The 21,525-nt window shown below is 70.5% G+C and carries 21 protein-coding genes and 2 tRNA genes; 13 read left to right on the top strand and 10 right to left on the bottom strand.

Features of this window, described 5'->3' with window-relative positions; genetic code table 11:
- Positions 1–244 precede the first annotated feature (244 nt).
- From RB608_RS18100 to RB608_RS18090, 3 genes are all read right to left on the bottom strand, one after another.
- Complete coding sequence (locus tag RB608_RS18100) at positions 245–2,554, bottom strand: hypothetical protein (protein ID WP_308089442.1); 2,310 nt, start codon at positions 2,552–2,554, stop codon at positions 245–247.
- Positions 2,551–3,135 carry a sigma factor-like helix-turn-helix DNA-binding protein gene (locus RB608_RS18095; protein WP_308089441.1) on the bottom strand — a complete coding sequence of 195 codons (585 nt, stop codon included), beginning with the start codon at positions 3,133–3,135 and terminating at the stop codon, positions 2,551–2,553. The genes RB608_RS18100 and RB608_RS18095 overlap by 4 nt, the downstream gene beginning before the upstream one ends.
- 201 nt (positions 3,136–3,336) lie before the next feature.
- A complete protein-coding gene (locus RB608_RS18090) occupies positions 3,337–5,121 on the bottom strand; it encodes an ATP-binding protein (protein WP_308089440.1) in 1,785 nt (594 codons plus the stop codon).
- Between the two features lie 152 nt (positions 5,122–5,273).
- Between RB608_RS18090 and RB608_RS18085 the strand changes: the two genes are divergently transcribed.
- Both RB608_RS18085 and RB608_RS18080 read left to right on the top strand, forming a co-directional pair.
- Positions 5,274–5,528 (top strand): hypothetical protein, encoded by a 255-nt coding sequence (locus RB608_RS18085; protein ID WP_308089439.1) that lies wholly within the window; start codon positions 5,274–5,276, stop codon positions 5,526–5,528.
- Positions 5,529–5,599: 71 nt separating this feature from the next.
- The gene (locus RB608_RS18080) at positions 5,600–6,019 is read left to right on the top strand and encodes a hypothetical protein (RefSeq protein WP_308089438.1); all 420 of its coding nucleotides are present in this window, start codon (positions 5,600–5,602) and stop codon (positions 6,017–6,019) included.
- A 15-nt stretch (positions 6,020–6,034) separates the two neighbouring features.
- Here RB608_RS18080 and RB608_RS28325 read toward each other — a convergent pair whose 3' ends face one another.
- Positions 6,035–6,196, bottom strand: coding sequence for a helix-turn-helix domain-containing protein (locus tag RB608_RS28325; protein ID WP_392391015.1), 162 nt, complete (start codon positions 6,194–6,196; stop codon positions 6,035–6,037).
- An 89-nt stretch (positions 6,197–6,285) separates the two neighbouring features.
- A complete protein-coding gene (locus tag RB608_RS18075; protein ID WP_308089437.1) occupies positions 6,286–7,830 on the bottom strand; it encodes a 2-isopropylmalate synthase in 1,545 nt (514 codons plus the stop codon).
- Positions 7,831–8,007: 177 nt separating this feature from the next.
- On the opposite strand from RB608_RS18075, the gene RB608_RS18070 reads away from it, so the two are divergent.
- Positions 8,008–8,814, top strand: a complete 807-nt coding sequence (locus RB608_RS18070; protein WP_308089436.1) for an ATP-binding cassette domain-containing protein — start codon at positions 8,008–8,010, stop codon at positions 8,812–8,814.
- A gap of 28 nt (positions 8,815–8,842) precedes the next feature.
- Positions 8,843–9,502 carry a hypothetical protein gene (locus tag RB608_RS18065; protein ID WP_308089435.1) on the top strand — a complete coding sequence of 220 codons (660 nt, stop codon included), beginning with the start codon at positions 8,843–8,845 and terminating at the stop codon, positions 9,500–9,502.
- 78 nt (positions 9,503–9,580) lie between these two features.
- Here RB608_RS18065 and RB608_RS18060 read toward each other — a convergent pair whose 3' ends face one another.
- Genes RB608_RS18060 through RB608_RS18050 form a run of 3 tightly spaced genes read right to left on the bottom strand, consistent with a single transcriptional unit; the run spans position 9,581 to position 11,875 of the window.
- Positions 9,581–10,606 carry an adenosine deaminase gene (locus RB608_RS18060; protein WP_308089434.1) on the bottom strand — a complete coding sequence of 342 codons (1,026 nt, stop codon included), beginning with the start codon at positions 10,604–10,606 and terminating at the stop codon, positions 9,581–9,583.
- A 31-nt stretch (positions 10,607–10,637) separates the two neighbouring features.
- A complete protein-coding gene (locus tag RB608_RS18055) occupies positions 10,638–11,372 on the bottom strand; it encodes a thioredoxin domain-containing protein (RefSeq protein ID WP_308089433.1) in 735 nt (244 codons plus the stop codon).
- Positions 11,372–11,875, bottom strand: coding sequence for a MauE/DoxX family redox-associated membrane protein (locus tag RB608_RS18050; RefSeq protein ID WP_308089432.1), 504 nt, complete (start codon positions 11,873–11,875; stop codon positions 11,372–11,374). The genes RB608_RS18055 and RB608_RS18050 overlap by 1 nt, the downstream gene beginning before the upstream one ends.
- 94 nt (positions 11,876–11,969) lie before the next feature.
- Between RB608_RS18050 and orn the strand changes: the two genes are divergently transcribed.
- From orn to RB608_RS18035, 3 genes are all read left to right on the top strand, one after another.
- The gene (gene orn, locus RB608_RS18045) at positions 11,970–12,587 is read left to right on the top strand and encodes an oligoribonuclease (RefSeq protein ID WP_308089431.1); all 618 of its coding nucleotides are present in this window, start codon (positions 11,970–11,972) and stop codon (positions 12,585–12,587) included.
- Positions 12,588–12,654: 67 nt separating this feature from the next.
- Positions 12,655–12,730, top strand: a tRNA-His gene (locus tag RB608_RS18040).
- 252 nt (positions 12,731–12,982) lie between these two features.
- Entirely contained in the window at positions 12,983–13,588 is a 606-nt protein-coding gene (locus tag RB608_RS18035; RefSeq protein WP_308089430.1) for a helix-turn-helix domain-containing protein, read from the top strand.
- A 148-nt stretch (positions 13,589–13,736) separates the two neighbouring features.
- On the opposite strand, the gene RB608_RS18030 is transcribed toward RB608_RS18035, so the two are convergent.
- Entirely contained in the window at positions 13,737–14,549 is an 813-nt protein-coding gene (locus RB608_RS18030; protein ID WP_308089429.1) for a nucleotidyltransferase domain-containing protein, read from the bottom strand.
- Positions 14,550–14,634: 85 nt separating this feature from the next.
- On the opposite strand from RB608_RS18030, the gene RB608_RS18025 reads away from it, so the two are divergent.
- On the top strand, positions 14,635–15,495 hold the full coding sequence (locus RB608_RS18025; protein ID WP_308089428.1) for a bifunctional helix-turn-helix transcriptional regulator/GNAT family N-acetyltransferase: 861 nt from the start codon (positions 14,635–14,637) through the stop codon (positions 15,493–15,495).
- Positions 15,496–15,507: 12 nt separating this feature from the next.
- Here the strand turns inward: RB608_RS18025 and RB608_RS18020 are convergent, their stop codons facing one another.
- Entirely contained in the window at positions 15,508–16,461 is a 954-nt protein-coding gene (locus RB608_RS18020; protein ID WP_308089427.1) for a pirin family protein, read from the bottom strand.
- Between the two features lie 89 nt (positions 16,462–16,550).
- Between RB608_RS18020 and RB608_RS18015 the strand changes: the two genes are divergently transcribed.
- The 5 genes from RB608_RS18015 (at position 16,551) to RB608_RS17995 (ending at position 21,524) form a co-directional block, all read left to right on the top strand.
- Complete coding sequence (locus RB608_RS18015) at positions 16,551–18,128, top strand: NAD(P)/FAD-dependent oxidoreductase (protein WP_308089426.1); 1,578 nt, start codon at positions 16,551–16,553, stop codon at positions 18,126–18,128.
- 74 nt (positions 18,129–18,202) lie between these two features.
- Positions 18,203–18,275: transfer RNA gene (locus RB608_RS18010), tRNA-Lys, on the top strand.
- 73 nt (positions 18,276–18,348) lie between these two features.
- Complete coding sequence (locus RB608_RS18005; RefSeq protein WP_308089425.1) at positions 18,349–19,191, top strand: glycerophosphodiester phosphodiesterase family protein; 843 nt, start codon at positions 18,349–18,351, stop codon at positions 19,189–19,191.
- A gap of 42 nt (positions 19,192–19,233) precedes the next feature.
- A complete protein-coding gene (locus tag RB608_RS18000; RefSeq protein WP_308089424.1) occupies positions 19,234–20,664 on the top strand; it encodes a serine/threonine-protein kinase in 1,431 nt (476 codons plus the stop codon).
- A gap of 149 nt (positions 20,665–20,813) precedes the next feature.
- Positions 20,814–21,524, top strand: a complete 711-nt coding sequence (locus RB608_RS17995; protein WP_308089423.1) for a GAF and ANTAR domain-containing protein — start codon at positions 20,814–20,816, stop codon at positions 21,522–21,524.
- Position 21,525: the final 1 nt, after the last annotated feature.

The following is a 21,525-nucleotide window of genomic DNA, read 5'->3' as shown; positions in this document are numbered from 1 at the left end:
CGAATTACATCCATGTGATTCTGCCAGACCTCCGCCTGGAACCCGGCATCGCAACCCTTCCAGCGGGTCGCCAGGAAACGCAAGCAAGGACCTCCTCGGCCGTCTCAGTTGACCGTAGGCGTGGGGTCCGACACGACCTCGTACCGCACCTCTGAACACGCCCCGCGACTGGGACAACCGGAAATGCGAAACGGGCTCCCAGGCGGTTGTTCTCCGCCCAGGAGCCCGTTCAAGAAGCCTGGCCTCAGTCCTCGGACTCGCTGCCCGCGAGCTCGACATCGGGGTCCATCGCCACCAGGACCGCCTCAGCGAGCCGGTGCAACTCACCAGTGAGGTAGTGATCGTCGGGCGGCGCCTCCATCCTAGAAGTCTCGTGGTGCTGCAGCCACAGGCCGCAGGCCACCGGGAACTGGTACCGATCCGCGCGGACGTTGATCTGCTCCTCGGTCAATGAGCTCGACGCCAGTGCCTTGCCAAGCAGGTCGTAGTCGCGGTTGACCCAGATGATCGTCGACTCGTCGTCCTGGTCGACCAGGCCAACGACCTGCGGACCGAAGCGGTCGCTCCAGGCGTCGCCGTCGGCCTTACTGACCCAGCGAACGTCCGGACCGGTCTCCTCATCCTGACCACCCTTGGGCTGCGAGGGCAGCTTGGGCGCCTCCACCACGTCGATTGGCAGCGTCGCCGTCAGCTCACCACCAGCGGTCGTCAGCTCGACGTGGAGCTTGTACTCCCCGATCGGGGTCTCCGGCGTCGCCAAGAACGCCCAACGCGTCTTGCCGCCGAGCAGCACCGACCGACTCGAGAGCGTGACGCCGTGGTCGCTGGGACCCTCAACCCGCACCTTGAGGTCGTCGTCGTGGTTCGGCAGGTAGTTGTTCTTGGCGTCGACGTTCACCCAGACGTATGAGCCGCGACCCTGCGCGAGGCGCATCCGCTTGGAGTCGAAGGTGATCTCGGTCGGCACATTCGGCAACGCGGTGTCGTCGGTGACCCGACCTCCTCCGCCGCCACCGCCGTGGCCACCCCCGCCTCCGGTCGAGGCTGTCGACCCTCCACCAGAGAACGCGTCACCGCTGCCACCAGGCCCCGTCCCCGAGCCCTTGCTGCCGCCAGCCGGCTTGGCGAGACCCGCGAGCTTGGTCTTGATGAACTTCCCGAGGCGCTTGCGGACCTTCTCGTTGGTAGCCGCCGTCGAGCGCTTCAGGAGCCGCTCCTTCTCCGAGTGGTTCAGCGCCTTGAGTTCGCCGTCGCTGCGGATCAGGTCCGAGACCCGCTCGTAGATCAGCTTGCGCAGCTCGCTCTCGGTCGCGCGCTCGCGGGTGGACGCGAACAGCTCGCGCCGCCCCTGGGGCTTCAGCCCGTTGGCGTTGATGTGGACGACCATGTTCTTGAAGAGGAACGGCATCTTGGCCTTGTCCTTGATCCACGTCCGCCTCTCCGCATCCTGGCGCTGGCCGTGCAGGGTCAACGAGACGGCCGAGTTGGCGTCGACGTACGAGCCAGCAGGGTCGCTCTTGGACTTCGAACCCTCCGGGCGCACCAGCGCCCACCAGCTTGCGGTGACCGACCCGTAGTCACCGCCCAGGTCGATCACGTGGCTGTCGTAAGCACCCAGTTCCAGGTCACCCTTGGCACTAGCGACGTTGCCGAGCCGGGCCGCGTTGCCGATGATGACGCGGCTGTCAGGACTCCCGTCGGACTTCTTCGGGTCACCGGCCCGGTCACCGCTCACGAGGAACGGCAGCACCGGCTCGAACAGGGCGGCGTGGAGGAACTGCCACATCTGCGTCGTGAACGGGCCCTGGAGGTTCTGGACGTCGTACTCGACGTGCGTGATTCGAGCACCGTGCGGGAAGTCCGGGAACAGCCCGGCGGGCAGGGTGAAGGGCGTCCCGTCCTCCTGCACGATCCAGACGTATCGCGGCAGGATGTTCTTGGTGGGGTCGGTCTGCTCCTCGTAGACGATCGTCCAGCCGACCAGGTCCTCCTGACCGTCCTCGAGCAGTTCGGGGTGGCGCCGCGACATGATCAGCGTGTACTTGCTGAAGCCGAAGGTCACGGAGCCGCCCTGGCCGTACGTGCCCATCGTGAAGGGCTTCCCGACCTTGTTCGACTCGTTCAGGGAGAGCAGGGTCTTCCAGAACATCGAGGGGTGCTGGCCCACACCCTGGTCGGTGACGCGCACCGTCGGACGGCGCTTCTCGCCCGACTCGTGAAGTGAGATGACCAGCTTCTCCGCGAGCGACCGCCGCTGAGTATCGGTCATGTCCGCCAAGCCGCCAACGGGGATGCCGAGCAGCGCGGCGGCCTCCTGCGGCGTCTGCGGGTCAGCACCGGGGTTGAGGAGTACTGCCAGCTCCAGCAGGCTGTCGATGCCGTTGGTCAGCCGCTCGATCATCGCGAGGCCGGGGTCGGACGCCATCCGGATGGTGCCGATGTTGTTGTCGCGGCCGACCGGGATGGCCTTCGCGGGCACCATCCCGAGGATGTTCTCGATGTCGGCGACCGTCTGCGCCTGCAGCAGGAGGGCGGCGAGGTGTGCGTCACTCATGCCGCCACCGCCTTGACGAGCGCCGGCAGAAGGACCTTGTGGATCGTCTTAAGTCGCTGCGAGATCGCCGGGACGGAGACGCCGAGGTCGCGAGCGATGTCGGACATCTCCCGGTCGTGGAGGTAGCGGTCGGTCAGGATGCGCGCCTGTGTCGGGTCGAGCAGAGCCGAGATGGACTCGATCGTGAAGGCCTTCGGCTCGACGCCTGCCCAGCCCTGGCGGCGCGCCCCAGGCCGCACGGAGCGCTCCCGGACCCCCTCCGGCGACGAGGAGGTCTTGCCGGCCATCGCCGCACAGGTACGGACGGCCTCGGTGCGCATGTAGCGGCGAGCGTAGGAGATGAAGCCTGCGGTACCCACGGCGTGCTTGCGGACGGCCTTGACGAGGCCCAGGCGCGCGCCCTGGGCGGCGTCCTGGCAAGCGTTCCACTCGCTGGTGACGCTGTTAGCCGTCGCCGTGATCGAGCCGGCGAAGCGGTTGAGGATCTCGGCCATCGCGGCCGAGTCGTCGTCCGGGTCGGCCTGGGCCGCCCGGATCAGGTCTTCGAGCGACGGGTCGCTCGGGATAACAAAAACACCCATGGTGGATGTGCTCCTTGAGGTTGACAGGTCTCAGGGGCACCCGGATGGGTGTGCAGTAGTCGCATTGGCGGCTCGAACATCATCGGTAGGCCCAGGCGTATTGCCCAAGCATGTAGACGAACCCCTGCTGTATGTAGTTGTGCTGCCTGAGGGTAGCAGCCGGACCGGAGTTACACCGGTCCGGCTGCCACCCACCTTCGGTCAGGCTGCGCTGGTGTCGCCCTCGTCAGGCTCGTCCGCGACATCCACCTGCCGCAAAGCGAGCAGCGCGGCCTTGAGGTTGGGCGACCAGACGGTCTGACGCTCGGACTCGTAGAACGCGCGGCGGTCCGACTCAGGCTCAGCATCGACCTCTGCTTCCCCGAGCGTCCAGAGCAGCAGCTCCAGCGCCGCACGGGTGGCGATGCTCGATCCCGGCCCGGCGTATACGTCTGCGTAGAAGGGGTGGTCCTTGTTGATCAGGAGCACCATCTGCCCACCTCGCGCGAGGAACCGGAAGAACGGAGCCCCGGGAAGGTCCTCAGTCTCGACGGCACGCGGGTTGTCAGCCTGCTGCGCCTTCATCTCCTCCTTGACCGTCTCCTCGTCGACGCCGGACTCCTTGGCACGGCGCTTCGCCTCGTCCTCGAGATTCTTGGCCGCTTCGTCGCGCCGGGACTGCGTGTCCTTCGGCGGCTTGGTGGTCTTGAACTTCTGGGCCTGCTCCAGCGCGGCGATCGAGGCCTTCTTCTTCTCCTCGACCTCCTCGCGGATCTCAGCGGTCTCCTTCTTGTAGGTCGACCGCATGTTCGCGATGTTCTCGGCCAACTTGGCCGAGTCCTTCAGCCGATCCCAGACGCTCTCCGATGGGATGACCTGCTGCTTCGCTGTGGTCATGGCGAACTCGTCGTCGAGCGTCGCGTCGAAGTCGACCTCGATCTTCCAGTACCGGTCCGTCGTCGGGTTGGAGAGCGCCCCGAGCAGGTTCTTCGGGCGCACGACGTCGATCTGCCGGCCGTTGCGCAGGAAGATCACGCCGTGGTGCAGGTCAGCGATGGCCGCGCGCTCGTTGAAAACGCCCTTGCCGGACGACGTGGTGCCCTTGTGCTCCGTCTTCCGATAGAAGGTCGCGGGCAGCCGGGAGAACCGCACTCGCATGACGCCCTTGACCTTCTTCGTGACCGGGTCGGGCACCTCGACGATCGCGCTCGGCAGCTCAACTGCGCGGTCGCTGTCCAGGTCGAAGTAGCGGAAGCCCGGTGTGAGGAACAGCGGGTCGCAGGGCTCCACCTTCTCGCCGTCGACCGTCATGGGGACGTCGACGAGATAGTTGCGGTAGATGACCCCGAGATTGCTCAGCAGGCTGTCGCGCAGCGCGTCGCGAGTCTTGTAGTCGAGGCGGGTGCCGTCGAGCTTGTCCCACACCACAACCGTGCCGTGCTCCAACGGCCAGCGCTTCGTGCTCTTGAGGTGGTCGACGACGAACTTCGGCGGCTCCGCCATGACCGTCTCCGGCGTGTTGATCCGGTGGTCCGTCGTCCAGTCGCCGTTGCCGATCTCCTCCACGTCGAGGTAGGACTTCGCCCACTCACCGTCAGCCGTCTTCGAGAAGACCTCGACGCGGAGGCACTGGCTGACCGAGGCGCTCGGCAGGCCGTAGCCGTACTTGCCGAAGCCGCGCCGGTCGTTCGGGCGGGTGCCCGCACCCCAGACGAGGGATGCTCGCACCATAGCCGGGACCATGCCCCAGCCGTTGTCGATGACGGCGATCTGGCTCGGCTTGGCGCCGCCCTTGTTGAAGCCGAAGATCACGTCGGTGAACGTTGCGTTGGCCTGGACCGAGTTGTCGATCAGCTCGGCGAGCGCGTACGACGTGCTCTTGTAGCCGATGTCGCGCATACCCCGCACGAACGCGTCGCCCACGATGAGGTTCCATCCGGACTTGTCGAGCGTCTCGACGAGGGCCTTCTGTGCTGCGAACGGGTCGTCCGCGGTGGTGATGGTCATGCCCCTACCTCCTATGTCTGTTGGACGGCCTCGGTTGGACCGCCTCGGGAAGTGACACCTACATAAGACATGAAGCAGCAGCCCGACTTAAGGCTGCTGCGAAGAAGGTTTTCTGATGCCACGTGTCGTACCCCAGATCTACCCTCACGCACATGACACGTCGCCAGGAGTTCGCCCAGCTGCTGCCCACGATCGTGAGGTTGGAGGCAGGCGGCCGCCCCGTCCATCTCCGTGACATCTACGCCGCCGTGGAGCGAGATCACCCGGACCTTGTCGACGACGAGATCGAGGCATCGACCGGTCGATCGCGTTGGCAGCACGAGCTGCGCTGGGAGCTAGAGACGTTGGTCGTCCACGGAGACCTCAAGCGGCGCAAGGAACTCGGTCGCGGCATGTACTCCCGCTAAAACCTTGCAGAGTGATAATGCCATGTGCGACAGTCGCACAAATTTATCGCACAGTCGCACAAGGAGTTGTCATGGGCTCATTCGTATCTGCAGTCGCGGACCTCGCCCGAGAGCATGGTGCAGAGGTTCGAAGTCGGCTGATCACGCTCCGGGAGCACCGCGAACAGATCGCCGCAGAACTGGCTGCTGTAGATCGACAGGTCGCCCTGTTCGAGGGCCTTCTTGACCTGGAGCCTTCGCCGGCACCAGGGCAGACTTTGGTCTTCACCAAGACGGACGTCCCCCTGACCCTGCACGCGGCTATGGCCGAGGTCCTCAAGACCGCCCCGGAGCGGATGATGCGGGCATCTGATCTCGCCGCCGCCATCGAGCGGCGCGGCCTCTACAAGATGCGTGACGGTCGCCCAGTCGAGGCCCAGCAGATCCACGCTCGTGTCGGCCACTACCGCGAAATGTTCACCAAGGACGGGACATTCATCAAGCTCAAGTAGCAGATGCCCTGCGACCTACCGCCGGCTTCCTCTTCCCCGGGGTCGAACCTCGGCCCCCGCCGACCTGAGAATATTCAGAACCGTCGACTTGGCTACCTGCAGCTCGCTGGCGATCTGCCTCGAACTCTTGCCGTCCTGATAGGCAGCGACAATCTCGGCCCTGCGACGATCGGTCATGCGGGCACGCTGCAGGTTGACCGTGGTGGTGTGATCGCGCCGAGTGCGACGACCGGAAGTGGAATCGACCGAGGCTCGGGGGTTGACCTTCACTTGGGCGAGGAGCGCCCATCGTCCGACCGGATCGCCGCCCAGGTGGTCGAGCCGTCGTCGGAGCGGTACTCGACGAGGGTGAGCGGGACGGCGTCGGTGCCCGCCCCCACCCCCGTCCGGTACGACGCCAGCACGCTCCCCCGCGCGGCCGACTCCGCCGCGGCGTCGGCCAGGTAGGCCGCCTCGAACAGCGCCCACAGCTGCGCGGCGGTGACCTCACCGCCGGTGGCGTCGGTGTGCTGCTGGACGCGGCGACTGAAGTCGATCTGCAGGCGGCGGGGCAGGTCGACGCCGTACTCCGCCTCCAGCAGGTGGGCGATGCCGCCCTTGCCGGACTGGGAGTTGACCCGGATCACCTCGTCGTAGCTGCGGCCGAGGTCGGCCGGGTCGACGGGCAGGTAGGGCACCCGCCACTCGATCTCGTCCGCGGGCTTGCCGAGCTCCGCGGCGCGGGCGCGGTGCTCCGAGAGGCCCTTGCGGATGGCGTCCTGGTGCGTGCCGCTGAAGGCGGTGTGGACCAGGTCGCCGACGTAGGGGTGGCGCGGGTGGATCTCGATCCGGTTGCAGTGCTCGACGGTGCGGCGGATCTCGTCGACGTCGGAGAAGTCGATCATCGGGTCGATCCCCTGGGCATGCAGGTTGAGGGCGAGCGTGGCGATGTCGACGTTGCCGGTGCGCTCGCCGTTGCCGAAGACGCAGCCCTCGACCCGCTGCGCGCCGGCCAGGACGGCGAGCTCGGCGCAGGCGATGCCGGTGCCGCGGTCGTTGTGCGGGTGGACGGAGAGGATCACGGAGTCGCGGCGGGCCAGTGACTTGTGCATGTACTCGATCTGGTCGGCGTACACATTGGGCGTGGCGACCTCCACGGTGGCGGGCAGGTTGAGGATCACGGGCCGCTCGGGGGTCGCGTCCCACAGGGTCGTCACCGCGTCGCAGATCTCCAGGACATAGTCGGGCTCGGTGAGGTTGAAGACCTCGGGCGAGAACTCGAAGCGCACGTCGGGCAGCCGGTCCGCGAGCTCGAGGACGTCGCGCGCCCCGGCCAGGACCAGGTCCCGCAGCGACGCCCGGGAGTGTCCGAGCACGACGTCGCGCCAGGTGGGCGCGGTGGCCGTGTAGAGGTGGATGACGACGGGGTTGCGCAGCCCGCGCACGGACTCCACGGTGCGGGCGATCAGGTCCCGGCGGGCCGGGGTGAACACCACGACCGTCACGTCCGGCGGCGCCAGGTCGGAGGAGGCGAGCAGGCGGACGAAGTCGAAGTCGGTCTGCGAGGCCGACGGGTAGCCGACCTCGATCTCCTTGTAGCCCATCGCGACGAGCAGCTCGAAGAACCGGCGCTTGCGCGCGGGGTCCATCGGCTCGGCGAGGGCCTGGTTGCCGTCGCGCAGGTCGACGGGCACCCACAGCGGCGCGGCGGTGAGCCGGCGCGTCGGCCAGGTCCGCTCGGTCAGTGGGACGGGCACGCGGTCGTAGACGTCGCGGTAGCGGTGGGAGGGCATCCCGGAGGGACGCTGGCGGTTCCAGGTGGTGGCGGTCATGCGGGGTTCCTTGCCGGTCGTGGGTATGGCCGGCGCATGCATCACTCCACGACGGGGAGCCAGCCGCACCAGGCCCCGCCGCGGCGGGGAAGGAGGAGGCTGGTGGTCCGCATGGCCTAGACTCTAACCACTCCTCAGACAAGTAGACAAGCGCAGACCAGCAAGGAACCGCCTGACATGAGCTCGACCGTCCTCGACCTGCACGACGTCGTCTTCCGCCGCGGAGGCAACGAGATCCTCCACGGGGTGGACCTGACGGTGCGGGCCGGCGAGCACTGGGCGCTGCTCGGGCCCAACGGAGCCGGCAAGAGCACGCTGCTCGGGTTCTGCAGTGCCCAGGTCCACCCGACGTCCGGCACGGTCGACGTCCTCGGCAAGCGGCTGGGCCGGGTCGAGCTGCAGGAGCTGCGCCGCCACATCGGGCACGTCAACCCCCGCCACCCCCTCCAGTCCGGGCTCACCGTCCGCCAGGTCGTGCTGACCGGCGTCACCGGCACCATCGAGCTGCCGATGCGCTGGTCCCCCACCGACGAGCAGAACCGGACCGCCGACGAGCTGATCGCCGAGGTCGGCCTCGCCCACCGGCGCGACGCCCGCTGGCCGAACCTCTCCCAGGGCGAGCGTGGCCGGACCCTCATCGCCCGGGCCCTCATCGCGCAGCCCGAGCTGCTGCTCCTCGACGAGCCGACGACCGGCCTCGACGTCGCCGCCCGTGAGCAGCTGCTCTCGGTCCTGGACCGCCTGGCGCACACGGCTCCCGAGGTCGCGTCGGTGCTGGTCACCCACCACCTCGAGGAGCTGCCGACCACCACGACCCACGCGCTGCTGCTCGCGCACGGCCAGGTCGTGGTCGCCGGCCCCGTCGACGAGGCGGTCACCACCGAGACCATCACCCGTACCTTCGAGCACCCGATCGAGGTCGACCACGACGCCGGCCGCTGGCGCGCCCGCGCGCTGCCGCCGAGCCGGCTGCACAGCGCGTAGGGCACGAAGGCCCGGGTACCTCCCGGACATGCCGACCTCCGTCATCACCACCGCAGCCGACCTCGCCGGACACGCCCTGTCGACGCTCACCCGCGGCGTCGCCGCCCTCCGGTCGCCCTCGGAGAAGCCGCTCCACGCCGACGGCGAGATGTACGCCGGCCGGCTGGTCCGCTCCGGCACGGACCTGCCGATCGGGGTGCCGTGGATCGACCAGCCGGGCGAGGACGAGGTGACGGTCCGCCTGTCCCGGGCGATCGGGCTGCCCGGTCGCCTGCCTGATGTGCAGGGCCTGGCCCTGCGACTGCGCAAGGGCCAGACGCGGTACGGCGACCTGCTGCTCGCCACGACCGGATGGGACCCCGTCACCCGCCACCTGCTGCTGCCGGCGTGGAGCGCCGACTCGCCGTTGACGACCCTGCTGCCGTACCGCAGCCCGGCCGGCCCGCTGGTGATCGGCGCCCGGGCCGTCGACGTCCGCGGCTACCACCTGTCCTGGGCCGTCGTGGGCCGGGCATGGCACCCGCTCGGCGAGCTCACGCTGGAGATGCCCTTGCTACCGGAGGACGAGGTGTCCTTCGACCCGGTTGTCAATCCGCTGCCCGGCCTGCGGCAGTACGCCTGGGTCGAGCGGCTGCGGGAGCAGTCCTATGCCACAGCCCGCCGGCTGCGGCGCGCCTCCCGCCACTGAGCCCGCGCCCGCCGTACAAAGGACGCAGCCCCGCGGGAGGTATGAGCCCCGTGGGGCTGACGCCTTCCGGGACCCATGTCACGCGGGGGGCGCGTACGCCGCGATCTCGGCGCGCAGCCGATGCTTGACCTCGTCCGGGGCGAAGGACGCGTCGACGCCGGCGACGGCCAGTCGGGCCAGACCCGCCTCGTCGAGACCGAGCAGCTCGGCCGCGATCTCGTACTCCCGGTTCAGCGTGGTCCCGAACATCGGCGGGTCGTCGGAGTTGATCGTCACCACGACGCCCGCGTCGACGAAGACCGGCAGCGGATGCTCGTCGAGCGAGGCGACCGCGCGGGTGGCGACGTTCGACGACGGGCACACCTCGAGCGGGATCCGGTGCTCGGCCAGGTGGGCCAGCAGGGCCGGGTCCTGCGCGGCCGACGTGCCATGCCCGATCCGCTCGGCGCCGAGATCGCGCAACGAGGTCCAGATCGTCTCGGGTCCCGTCGTCTCGCCCGCGTGCGGCACCGAGCGCAGGCCCGCGGCCCGGGCCGCGGCGAAGTGGGGGACGAACCACTCGCGCGGCACCCCGATCTCCGGTCCACCGAGACCGAACCCGAGCAGCCCCGCCGGCCCGTGGTCGAGCGCGAAGCCCAGCGTCGCGTCCGCCGCCGGGATCCCCGACTCCCCCGGGATGTCGTAGATCCACCGCAGCACGAGGCCGAAGTCGCGCTCCGCGGCCACGCGGGCGTCCTCGATCGCCTCCGTGTAGGCCTCGATCGCCATGCCGCGTCCCGGCTCGTCGGGCAGCACGGACGTGTACGGCGTGCAGGTGAGCTCGGCGTACCGGACGGTCTGGCCCTCGTGGAGCTCCCGGGCGATCTCGTAGGTGAGGTAGCGGACGTCCTCCGGGGTGCGGACCAGGTCGACGACGGCGAGATAGACCTCGATGAAGTGCGCGAAGTCGCGGAAGGCGAAGAACTCCCGCAGCAGGTCCGGATCGGACGGGACCGTGCCCGGGTGACGCTGCGCCAGCTCGGACACGATCCGCGGCGACGCGGAGCCGACGTGGTGGACGTGGAGCTCGGCCTTGGGCAGGCCCGCGACGAAGTTGCTCAGCACGGGACGATCCTGCCAGTCGGCCGGTCCCCGGTCATTCGAGTTCCGCGACCAGGTTCTTGGCGAGGTCCTGGATCGTGCGGCCGTCCTGGTAGACCTCCCCGTCGAGCAGGACGGTCGGCGTGCCCTGGATGCCGGCCTTGTCGGCCTCGGCGGTGGCCGCGGTGACCCAGTCCTTGTGAGAGACGCTCTCGATGCCCTCGCGGACGTCGGCCTCGGTGGCGCCCGCCTCGACGGCGAGGTCGACGAGGTCGTCGTCGCTCACCGAGTCGGGGGCCTCCTCGGACGGCTGGTTCTCGTAGAGCAGGTCGTGGAACTTCTTCGCGACCTCGGGCCCGGACTTCTCCAGCACCAGCGCGAAGGCGCTCGCCGCCCGGATGGGGTAGTCGCCGAAGCTCTGGCTGAGCAGGTCGAACGGGCGGTACTCGACGAACACCTTGCCGTCGGCCGCCAGCTTCTCGAAGTCGGCGCGCGTCGCGGACTCCAGCTGCCCGCAGAAGGGGCACAGGAAGTCCTCGTAGACGATGACCGAGTGCGGCGCGTCGGGATCGCCGATGGTCACCCCGTAGTCACTGGAGCCGGCGCCGACCGCCTTGACCTCCTCCTTGTTCAGGACGCTGACGAGGATCGAGCCGCCCACGATGAGCACCATGACGCCGAGCACGCCCACGATGGTGAAGATCCGGCGTCGGCTCTCGCGCTGGGCCTGCGCGGCCCGCTCGGCGGCGGCCTTGTCCGCTCGGGCCTTGGCCTTCGAGTTCGACGACATCAGTGCACGGCTCCTTCGGTGACGGTGGCCCGATCGTCGGGCCCCGAGGTGAACAGTAGGGAATGGAGGGACAGTCGCGTCCGTCGGAGGAACGCGACGAGGAGGGAGGCGGCCAGCAGCGCGACGTCGCGGGCGATCTCCCACGGGTACGCCGACGCGGCGCCGGCCTTGGCCCCGCCGCCACCGAAGCAGCCGCAGTCGATCTCGATCCCGCGCGCCCATACCGACGCGATCCCGACGATGAACGCCGCGAACAGCACGGCCGACACGACCGCCGCGCCCCGCGCGAACACCCCCAGCACCAGCGCCAGGCCGACGACCAGCTCGACAGCAGGCAGCGCGATGCCCACGACCTCGGCCACCGAGGACGGCAGCAGCTGGTAGGCGCGGACGGCGGCGATGCTCGCGTCCGGCTCGGTGATCTTGAGCCCACCGGCGACGATCCACACACCACCGGTCACCAGCCGGGCGGCAAGACCCACCCAGGCCAGCGTCCCTCTCATGCCGGCGAGGCTAACCGGCCCCGCTGAGCGACTCCTGAGAAGCGGTGCCCCAGAACACCGCACCACGACGGCGTACGGCGTAGGGTGCGGGCTCGTGAACGAACGACTGGTCTGGATCGACTGCGAGATGACCGGCCTCGACCTCGGCGCCGACGCGCTCATCGAGGTCGCGGCGCTGGTGACGGACTTCGACCTCAACGTGCTCGGCGACGGGGTCGACGTCATCATCAAGCCGCCCGCGGAGGCGCTGGACCAGATGATCGAGTTCGTGCGGAACATGCACGAGTCCTCAGGCCTGCTCGCCGAGCTCGAGAACGGCGTGACGCTGCACGAGGCCGAGGAGCAGGTGATGGGCTACCTGCGCGAGCACTGCCCGCCCGACAGCCGGCCGCCGCTGGCCGGGAACTCGGTCGCGACCGACCGCGGCTTCGTCGCCCGCGACATGGCGGTGCTGGACGCCTTCCTCCACTACCGGATCGTCGACGTCTCCTCGATCAAGGAGCTGTCCAGGCGCTGGTTCCCGCGCGCCTACTTCAACGCGCCCACCAAGCGCGGCAACCACCGCGCCCTCGCCGACATCCAGGAGAGCATCGAGGAGCTGCGCTACTACCGCGACACGGTCTTCGTGCCCCTCCCCGGCCCGGACTCCGACGCCGCCAAGGAGGCGGCAGCACGACACGGCGGCTCGATCACCGGCCTCGGCGCCCCCTGAGCCGATACCGATTCCTCATTCGGGGCCGCTTGCCTCTACACTCGTCCCCGGCTCTTCGAGAGCCATGGTGGGTATAGCTCAGCTGGTAGAGCGCCGCGTTGTGGTCGCGGATGTCGCGGGTTCAAGTCCCGTTACTCACCCCATCGGCGGGGCCTGGACTTCGGTTCGGGCCCCGCTTGCTTCTGTCGGCGCGCGCCGGCCGGCGCGCGCTGTCCCGCCGACCGCGCGAGTGCTCCGGCACCGGGAGCCCGTGCCGGAGCGCGTGGCCCGTGTCCACGCCCCTCGCGACGTCGGCGACGACACGGGCGAGCACGGTGAGCGCTCGGCGAGGGAACGCCCCAGACCCCGACTTCACAGATCTGTATAGCATGGTCGGCACGGTAACATACAGATCTGTGAAGTCAACGGACACCGGGAGAACGCCCGACGAGATCGTCCTGACGCCCGCGGCGCGCCGGATCCTCGACGTCGCCTCCGCCCTGTTCTACGCACACGGCATCACCGCGGTGGGCGTCGACACCATCGCCGCGGAGTCGGGCGTCACCAAGCGCACGCTGTACGACCGATTCGGCTCGAAGGACGCTCTCGTGGCGAGCTGTCTGGCCGAGCGCAACCGACTCTGGTGGGCCCGCCTGGAGGCCCGTCTGGCCGAGCTCGACGGCGAGCGGGTGCTCGCGACCTTCGACTGCTACCTCGACACCCGCGACATCGGCCGCGGCTGCGCCTTCCTCAACGCCGCCGCCGAGCTGCCGCGCGAGCACCCCGCGCACGCCCTCGCGCGAGGGCACAAGCGCGCCGTCCGCGAGCGGATCGGCGAGCTCCTGGCACTGGACCACCCGGACCTCGAAGGACGGGACGACCTGGCCGAGCACCTCTTCCTGCTCCTCGAGGGCGCGGTCTCGCAGCGGGGGCTCGACGACGACGACCGGCGGATGCGCACGGCGCGCGACCTCGCGGCTTCGCTGCTGCCGAGCGGTCGACCGGCATCCACCCAGGGGTGAACACGTCGACTCCATGGCGGCAAGACAGGGCGCGCACCCACCAGGTGCGTCACGACCGCTGAGCCATAGAGCCTCGTCCTGGAAGGCGAGACCTTGTTGTCGCGCCCACCGGAAGGCCCCGTTCCATGACGGTGAGCGTCCCTGTCCGTCAGCGCGGGGCCCCCGGCGCGACCACATCGCGCAGGTAGTCCTCGACCAGCCCCGCCGCCAGCTCGTTGCGCCGCGGCGGGGCGGTGAGGCGCGCCGTCCAGTCCCGGTAGAGGTCGACGCAGGCGACGAGCGCTGCGCCGGCCTCCGCGGCGTCGTACCCGCAGACCGTGGCCTCGAGGGCGCGCGCCCGGTCCGGAGCGAGGGTCTCCAACCGGCGTACGCCGCGGGGGGCCACACCGCCGAGTGCAGCGGCCAGGGGTCCATGGACCACCTCGCGCAGGAAGCCGAGGAAGCCGATCACCTCGAACAGCTCCCCGCGGGCAAGCTTCGTCGCACCGTAGTGGATCCAGGTCCAGAACCTCTCCTCGACCCACGCAGCGTCGTAGCCCTCCCCCGCGGCCGGCCGCGCCGCCAGGGCCCGGGTGAGGCTGCCGTCGCGCTCCCAGACGACGACCGGATCGCCGACGCGGTCGCCGAGGTCGGAGATCCGGACGAACTTGAAGTCGACGTGCAGCAGCGGCGGGCCGACCAGCGCGATGATCAACCGCGGCTCCCCCACGTGCTCGCCGGTGAACCCGTCGACCAGGGACGCCCAGGAGCCGATCAGACCGAGCCGGTCGGCCATCACCTCGTCGTACGCCTCGTCGCGCACGACGACGACGAGGTCGACATCGGAGTGCTCGTCCGCCGTCCCGTCCGCCATCGAGCCGGACAGCCCCAGTCCGAGCACCCGCTCGTCTCGCCGGATGGCGGCCGTCAGTCGTTCGAGAAGCTCTGTTTGCGCGTGCACGTCGTCGTCCTCACGTCTCATCGGATCGGTCCGGAAAAAAGTGGAGCAACGTAGCACGCGAAGCGGTCCGGTCGACAGCGATAATTCTTCTGACTAAAGTCAGAGAATGCTCACGGACGTGCTGCGGCGTTTCAACCGGACCTACACCCAGCGGATCGGGGTGCTCGACGAGTCCTTCCTCGGCACCGGCCGGCCGCTCGCCGTGTCACGACTGCTCTTCGAGGTGGGCAGCGCGCCGGACGCGACCGTGCGCGCCCTGCGCGACCGGCTCGACCTCGACTCGGGCCACCTCTCCCGGATGCTGCGCCGACTCGAGTCCGACGGCCTGGTCGCGACGGTCCCCGACGAGGCCGACCGCCGGCGTCGGCTGGTCCGGCTCACGTCCGCCGGCCAGGACGCGTACGACGACCTCGAGCGTCGCTCCGAGCGGCGGGCCGCGGAACTGGTCGCTCCGCTGACCGCGCGCCAGCAGGAGCGCCTGGCCGATGCCCTGCGCACCGCCGACCTGCTGGTGCGGGCGGCGACGGTCCGCCTGGAGGAGGTGCCCTCCGACGCGCCGATCGCCCGGGAGGCGACCCGGCGCTACGTCGCCGAGCTCGACGCTCGCTTCCCCGACGGGTTCGATCCGGGCGGGCCCGACGTACCCGAGCCCGGGTCGACCTATGTCGTCGCGACGTCGGACGGCGAGCCGGTCGCGTACGGCGGGATCCGCCCGGTCCTCGACGACGGGACCGCCGAGATCAAGCGGATGTGGGTGCACGGCGACTGGCGCGGCGCCGGCCTCGGGGCCCGGATGCTGCGCCACCTGGAGGCGCTCGCCGCCGCGCAGGGCCACCGCCGCGTCGTCCTTGACACGAACGGGAGCCTGCGCGAGGCGATCGCGATGTACGAGCGTTCCGGCTACGAGCGGATCGAGCGCTACAACGACAACCCGTACGCTGAGGCGTTCTTCGCCAAGATGCTGTGAGTATCGCTCGGCTCAGCCGCCGATCGGCAGGCCGAACCGGCCCTTCTGGAAGTCCTCGTACGCCGCCATCACCTCGGCCTTGGTGTTCATCACGAACGGCCCGGCCCAGGCGATCGGCTCCCCGATCGGCCGGCCGCCGACGACGATGACGTCGAGCTTCGGCGAGCGGCTCTCCTGGGTGCCGTCGGCGGCGATCGTCAGGTAGTCGCCGGCACCGAGCACCGCGGTCTGGCCGGTGTGCACAGGACTCGGCTCGGTTGCGCCGACCGTCCCGGAGCCGTTGAGGACGTAGACCAGCGCGTTGTAGTCGACCTGCCAGGGCAGATCCAGCCGCGAGCCGGGCTCCAGAGTGGCGTGCACGAGCGTCATCGGACTGTACGTCGACCCGGGGCCGGCGTGCCCGCCGACGCTGCCCGCGATCACCCGGACGAGCGCGCCGGCGTCGTCGCTGGCGAGCAGCGCGACCTCGCCCGAGCGGATGTCCTGGTAGCGCGGGTCGTTCACCTTGTCGGTCTTGGGCAGGTTCACCCAGAGCTGGATGCCGTGGAACAGGCCACCGGCCTGGACCAGCCACTCGGGCGGCGTCTCGATGTGCAGCAGCCCGCTGCCGGCGGTCATCCACTGGGTGTCGCCGTTGGTGATGCTGCCGCCGCCACCGTGGCTGTCCTGGTGGTCGAAGACGCCGTCGATGATGTAGGTGACGGTCTCGAAGCCGCGGTGCGGGTGCCACGGGGTGCCCTTGGGCTCACCCGGCGCATACTCCACCTCGCCCATCTGGTCCATCATGATGAACGGGTCGAGATGACGCAGGTCGATGCCGGCGAACGCCCGCCGCACCGGGAAGCCCTCCCCCTCGTAGCCCTGCGGCGCGGTCGTCACCTGCCAGACCGGGCGCGGTTGGTCACCGAGCCCCGGCGCCTTCAGACGCTGCAGGACGGTCAGGTCGTCGACGGTGATAGCGGGCATCTCCTCCACCTCCAGGTGGCTGGTTGGATTGGTTGCCGTGTCAACCATAACTCACCCCGGAGCATTCCCTCGCCCCTAGAGTGCGAGCCATGACCAGGGGGAAGTACGACGCCGTCGTCGTCGGTGCCGGCCACAACGGCCTGGCCGCCGCGGCCTATCTCGCCCGCGCCGGCCTCTCCGTCCTGGTGCTCGAACGGCTCGGCCGGGTCGGCGGCGCAGCGGTCTCCGCGCAGGCCTTCCCCGGCTTCCCGACCCGGCTGTCGCGCTACTCCTACCTGGTCTCGCTCCTGCCCGACCGGATCGTCGACGACCTCGACCTCGACCTCGCCCTGGCGAGCCGGCCGACGGCGTCGTACTCCCCCACCGTGCGCGGCGGCCGCGCCACCGGGCTGCTCGTCGAGCGTGCCGAGGGCGAGGCGACGCGGGCCTCCTTCCGGGAGCTCACCGGCAGCGACGACGAGTACGACGCCTGGCGGGTGTTCTACGACGGCGTCGCGACCCTGGCACGGGCCGTGGCACCGACTCTCACCGAGCCACTGGCCACCGACGCGGCCCTGCGCGCCCAGGTCGACCCGGAGATCTGGCGCGACGTCGTCGAGCAGCCGATCGGCGTCGCCATCGGGCGCCGGTTCCGCGACGACCTGGTGCGCGGTGTCGTCGGCACCGACGCGCTGATCGGGACCTTCGCCTCGCTCCACGACCGGTCCCTGGTCCAGAACCGCTGCTTCCTCTACCACCTCATCGGCAACGGGACGGGCGAGTGGCGGGTGCCCGTCGGGGGGATGGGCGCCGTCACCGACGCGCTGGCGCGGGCGGCGACCGAGGCCGGCGCCGAGATCGTGACCGGGGCGGGCGTGAGCTCGATCCGCCCCCACGGCGAGGCGGCGGGAGACCCGGTCGAGGTGCGCTGGCACGACGGCACCCGGGAGCACACCGTCGAGGCGTCCCACGTGCTGGCGAACGTCGCGCCGTGGGTGCTGCGGATCCTCCTCGGCGAGGAGGAGGATCCGGCCAGCAAGCCCCAGGGCGCCCAGCTCAAGGTCAACCTCCTCCTCGCGCGGCTGCCCCGCCTGCGCTCCGGCATCGACCCGGAGGTCGCCTTCGCCGGCACCCTCCACCTCGCCGAGACGGCGTCCGACCTGGAGGTCGCCTGGGCCGCGGCCCAGCGCGGCGAGCTCCCCGATCCGCTGCCCGGCGAGGTCTACTGCCACTCGCTCACCGACCCGAGCGTCCTCGGCGACGTGCCGCCCGGCACCCACACCCTCACCTACTTCGGCCTCCACACCCCGGCCCGGCTCTTCGACGCCGACCCCGACGGCATGCGGGAGGAGGCGGTCCGGCGGGCGATCGCATCGCTCGACGCCGTGCTCGACGACCGGATCGAGGACGTCGTGCTGCGCGCACCCGACGGCACCCCCTGCATCGAGGCCAAGATCCCCCAGGACATCGAGGCGGACCTCGCCATGCCGGGCGGTCACATCTTCCACGGCGACCTCGAGTGGCCGTGGGCCCCCGCGCGTGCGCGACTGGACAGCCCCGCCCAGCGCTGGGGGGTCCAGACCGGACACACCGGCGTCCTCCTGTGCGGCGCGGGCGCCCGGCGGGGTGGTGCAGTGTCCGGTCTCGGCGGTCACAATGCCGCGCGCGCCGTCCTCGAGTCCCGCTGAGGGCGGCAGGTGCGGTCGGCGATTTCACCCGGATCGGCGTACGCTGGTAATGTTCCATCTCGCGTTCGACGCACGCGCCATTAGCTCAATTGGCAGAGCAGCTGACTCTTAATCAGCGGGTTCGGGGTTCGAGTCCCTGATGGCGTACCGAACGGAAGGGCCCGGTCAGATGACCGGGCCCTTCCGCATGTCCTCCGCCGACCGACCGCCGAAGGAACCCGTGCGCGCCACCTCCCTGCTCGTCGCCGTCCTCCTGGCACTCGGCGTCCTCGCCTCCGCCCCGAGCACGGCCCGGGCCGACGGAGCGCAGGACGCAGCAGGTACGGCGCCGGCCGGGGTCCACACCTTCGAGGCGGTCGCCCACCGGGGGGCGATCGGACGCCACCGCACCGAGAACGGCCTGCGCGCGCTGCGCCACGCCGCCGCGCTCGGCGCGGACCGGGTCGAGCTCGATGTCCGGCCGACCGCGGACGGTCGCCTGGTCGTGATGCACGACGCCCGACTCGATCGGACGACCGACTGCAACGGTCGGGTCAGCGCCTGGACCCTGGCCCGGATCCAGCGGTCCTGCCGGCTCCGCGACCGCAGCGACGTCCCCTCGCTGGAGGCCTACGTCGCCGAGGCCCGCCGACTCGAGGTCGGCCTGCTCATCGAGCTCAAGCAGGCGCCCGGTTGGCGGCACAAGACCTGGCGGTACCTGCGCGAGACCCTCGATACGCTCCACTACGCCGACCGGGTGCGGCTGCTGTCGTTCAACCCGGCGCTGCTGCGCCGGGCCGCCAAGGCGCTCCCCGACACCTCTACGGTCTGGATCGCGCACCGCCTCCGGCCGGGCATCCGACAGGTCGCCAAGATCGCCGACGGCGTGTCGATCGACGCGCGGTTCGTGACGCCGCGCCTGGTCAGACAGTTGCAGGCCGCCGGGCTCCTCGTCCTCGGGCAGGTCTCCAACCGGCGTGCCGACTGGCAGCGGTATCTGCACGCGGGCGTCGACAGCGGCAGCACCGACCGCATCGCCGGCCTCGTCACGTGGCGGCACCGACGCCAACCCGTCGCGGACTGACCCGCCATCGCCGCGGCGCTCGGCCTCACTACGATTCTCGGCGTGGAGTCGACCCAGCCCGCCCTGCTGCTGCCCGGCGTGGAGCTGCTCGAGCAGATCGGCCACGGCGGCTTCGCCACGGTGTGGCGCGGGCGGCAGCTCGCGGTCGACCGCGACGTCGCGGTGAAGATCGACAACCGGGTGCTCGACGACGACGGCAACCGCCGCCGGTTCGTGCGCGAGGCCACAGCGGTCAGCCGGATCAGCGGCCACCCGCACGTGGTGTCGCTGATCGACGTCGGCGTGACGCGCGACAACCGGCCCTACCTCGTGATGGAGCTGTGCACCCACGGCAGTCTGGCGTCCTATCTCTCGCAGCACGGGCCGATGCAGGTGGCGGAGGCGGTCGAGGTCGGCCTCGCGGTCACCAGTGCACTGGCCGCCGCCCACGAGGCCGGGATCCTGCACCGCGACATCAAGCCCGGCAACATCCTGATCGACGCGTGGGGCACGCCGCGCCTCTCCGACTTCGGCCTCGCCGCCCTCCCCCAGCCCGGGCGCGACCCGTCGGTGAGCCTCGAGGCGCTGACGCCGGCGTACGCCTCGCCGGAGGCCTTCTCCTTCTCGACCCCCGCACCCCAGTCCGACGTGTTCTCGATGGGTGCGACCCTGCACGCGATGATCTCCGGGGCCTCGCCGCGCCGCTCGACCGACGGCAGCCCCGTCCCCATCGACGAGGTGCTGGCCAGCCTGCGCGCGGAGTTCCCCGACCCGGGCCTGCCCGGCAGCGAGCAGCTGATGCGGGTGATCCGGGTCGCCACGGCCTATGACGCGGCGAACCGCTATCCGACCGCGCGTGAGCTGCACGACGCGCTGCGCGAGATCCGGACCGGCGGCACGAGCGGCGGCGTCGTGGTCGGCGGGCCGGAGGCCAGCTTCACCCAGCTCCGCCCGCCGCCCCCGCCTCGCGCGCCCCGCTCAGCCGGCGCCGCGCGGCGCCGCTGGCCGCTCGCTCTCGCCGCCGCGGTGGCCGGGCTCGGCATCGGCGGACTGGGCGGGGTACTGCTCGCTCCCGAGAACCGCGCCGAACCACCCGCCGACGCGCGGCCGGACCCGTCGACCGGAGGCACCGGGACCACGGACCAGGCGGCCGCCACCGACCCGTTGACCGGCGCCCCCGAGCTCGGAGCCTGCTACAGCGGGGTCCAGCAGCTCGGCCAGGCGCTGAGCGCCACGAAGGGCGCGTGCAGCCGCAGCAACTGGTTCACCTTCGCGGTGGGTCGGCTCGCCGAGGCCACGACGGACGTGACCACCGACGCGGTCGACGCCGAGGCACGGGCGACCTGCACCGCCGACACCCTGCGCGGCTACGACGCCGACACCGGCGGCACCCGTCCGCAGGGCGAGTACGACGTGTTCGTGCTGCCGCCCAGCACCCTGGCGTTCGCACAGGGGCAGCGCTGGTTCGCCTGTCTGGCCCGGCTGACCTCCTGACCCGACCGGGCGCAGGTCCGGGGCGCAGGTCCGGGGCGCAGGTCCGGGGCGCAGGTCCGGGGCGCTGCCCGGGCCGCGGCCGGACCGGGCGACGGTCTGACGCCCGGCAGGTCGGGTACCGCGGGGCCCGACCCCAGGAGGTATCCCGCATGCACCACGACCGCAGCAGTGTCGCGGCCGCGCTGACCGAGGCGGCCCGGACCATCAACGCCCACCGCTCCCTCGACGACACCCTCGACGCCATCGTCCGCGCCGCCCAGGAGACGGTTCCGGGGTTCGAGCACGTCGGCATCTCCATCACACACGGCGACCGCCAGATCGAGACCCGGTCCGGGACCGGTCCGCTGGTCTGGGAGATCGACGATCTCCAGTACAAGCTCGGGGAAGGACCCTGTTACGACGCGATCCGCCGGGGCGGCGTGACGATCATGGAGGACATCGCGACCGAGCAGCGCTGGCCGCGGTACGTCGAGGAGGCGGCTCGGCACGGTCTGCACGCCCAGATGGGGCTCCAGCTCTACAGCGAGGACGGCACGCTCGGCGGTCTCAACTTCTACTCCCGGGAGCCGGGCATCGACCCGGACGCGATCCAGCTCGCCGAGCTCTTCGCGGCCCACGCGTCGATCGCCCTGGGCCGGGCGAGACACGAGCACCAGCTCAACGAGTCGGTGACGACGCGGCAGGCGATCGGCACCGCGGTCGGGATCATCATGGAGCGCTACCGGATCCCGGAGGACCGGGCCTTCCAGTTCCTCGTGCGCGCCAGCAGCACGGGCAACGTCAAGCTGCGCGTCGTCGCCCAGGAGGTCGTCGACGCGGCCGGCCGCGCGTACGCCGTCCCGACGCCCGAGGGCGGGTGAG

This window comes from Nocardioides sp. LHD-245 (genome assembly GCF_030929495.1).
Taxonomy (GTDB): domain Bacteria; phylum Actinomycetota; class Actinomycetes; order Propionibacteriales; family Nocardioidaceae; genus Nocardioides.
Note: the sequence above shows the minus strand (reverse complement) of the source record. Positions and strands in the feature narration are given on the sequence as shown.

Bases quoted from the DNA above. Each gene is read 5' to 3' on its own strand.
- RB608_RS18100 (WP_308089442.1), bottom strand. From the start codon at position 2,554: ATGAGTGACGCACACCTCGCCGCCCTCCTGCTGCAGGCGCAGACGGTC.
- RB608_RS18095 (WP_308089441.1), bottom strand. From the start codon at position 3,135: ATGGGTGTTTTTGTTATCCCGAGCGACCCGTCGCTCGAAGACCTGATC.
- RB608_RS18090 (WP_308089440.1), bottom strand. From the start codon at position 5,121: ATGACCATCACCACCGCGGACGACCCGTTCGCAGCACAGAAGGCCCTC.
- RB608_RS18085 (WP_308089439.1), top strand. From the start codon at position 5,274: ATGACACGTCGCCAGGAGTTCGCCCAGCTGCTGCCCACGATCGTGAGG.
- RB608_RS18080 (WP_308089438.1), top strand. From the start codon at position 5,600: ATGGGCTCATTCGTATCTGCAGTCGCGGACCTCGCCCGAGAGCATGGT.
- RB608_RS28325 (WP_392391015.1), bottom strand. From the start codon at position 6,196: ATGACCGATCGTCGCAGGGCCGAGATTGTCGCTGCCTATCAGGACGGC.
- RB608_RS18075 (WP_308089437.1), bottom strand. From the start codon at position 7,830: ATGACCGCCACCACCTGGAACCGCCAGCGTCCCTCCGGGATGCCCTCC.
- RB608_RS18070 (WP_308089436.1), top strand. From the start codon at position 8,008: ATGAGCTCGACCGTCCTCGACCTGCACGACGTCGTCTTCCGCCGCGGA.
- RB608_RS18065 (WP_308089435.1), top strand. From the start codon at position 8,843: ATGCCGACCTCCGTCATCACCACCGCAGCCGACCTCGCCGGACACGCC.
- RB608_RS18055 (WP_308089433.1), bottom strand. From the start codon at position 11,372: ATGTCGTCGAACTCGAAGGCCAAGGCCCGAGCGGACAAGGCCGCCGCC.
- RB608_RS18050 (WP_308089432.1), bottom strand. From the start codon at position 11,875: ATGAGAGGGACGCTGGCCTGGGTGGGTCTTGCCGCCCGGCTGGTGACC.
- RB608_RS18030 (WP_308089429.1), bottom strand. From the start codon at position 14,549: ATGAGACGTGAGGACGACGACGTGCACGCGCAAACAGAGCTTCTCGAA.
- RB608_RS18025 (WP_308089428.1), top strand. From the start codon at position 14,635: ATGCTCACGGACGTGCTGCGGCGTTTCAACCGGACCTACACCCAGCGG.
- RB608_RS18020 (WP_308089427.1), bottom strand. From the start codon at position 16,461: ATGCCCGCTATCACCGTCGACGACCTGACCGTCCTGCAGCGTCTGAAG.
- RB608_RS18015 (WP_308089426.1), top strand. From the start codon at position 16,551: ATGACCAGGGGGAAGTACGACGCCGTCGTCGTCGGTGCCGGCCACAAC.
- RB608_RS17995 (WP_308089423.1), top strand. From the start codon at position 20,814: ATGCACCACGACCGCAGCAGTGTCGCGGCCGCGCTGACCGAGGCGGCC.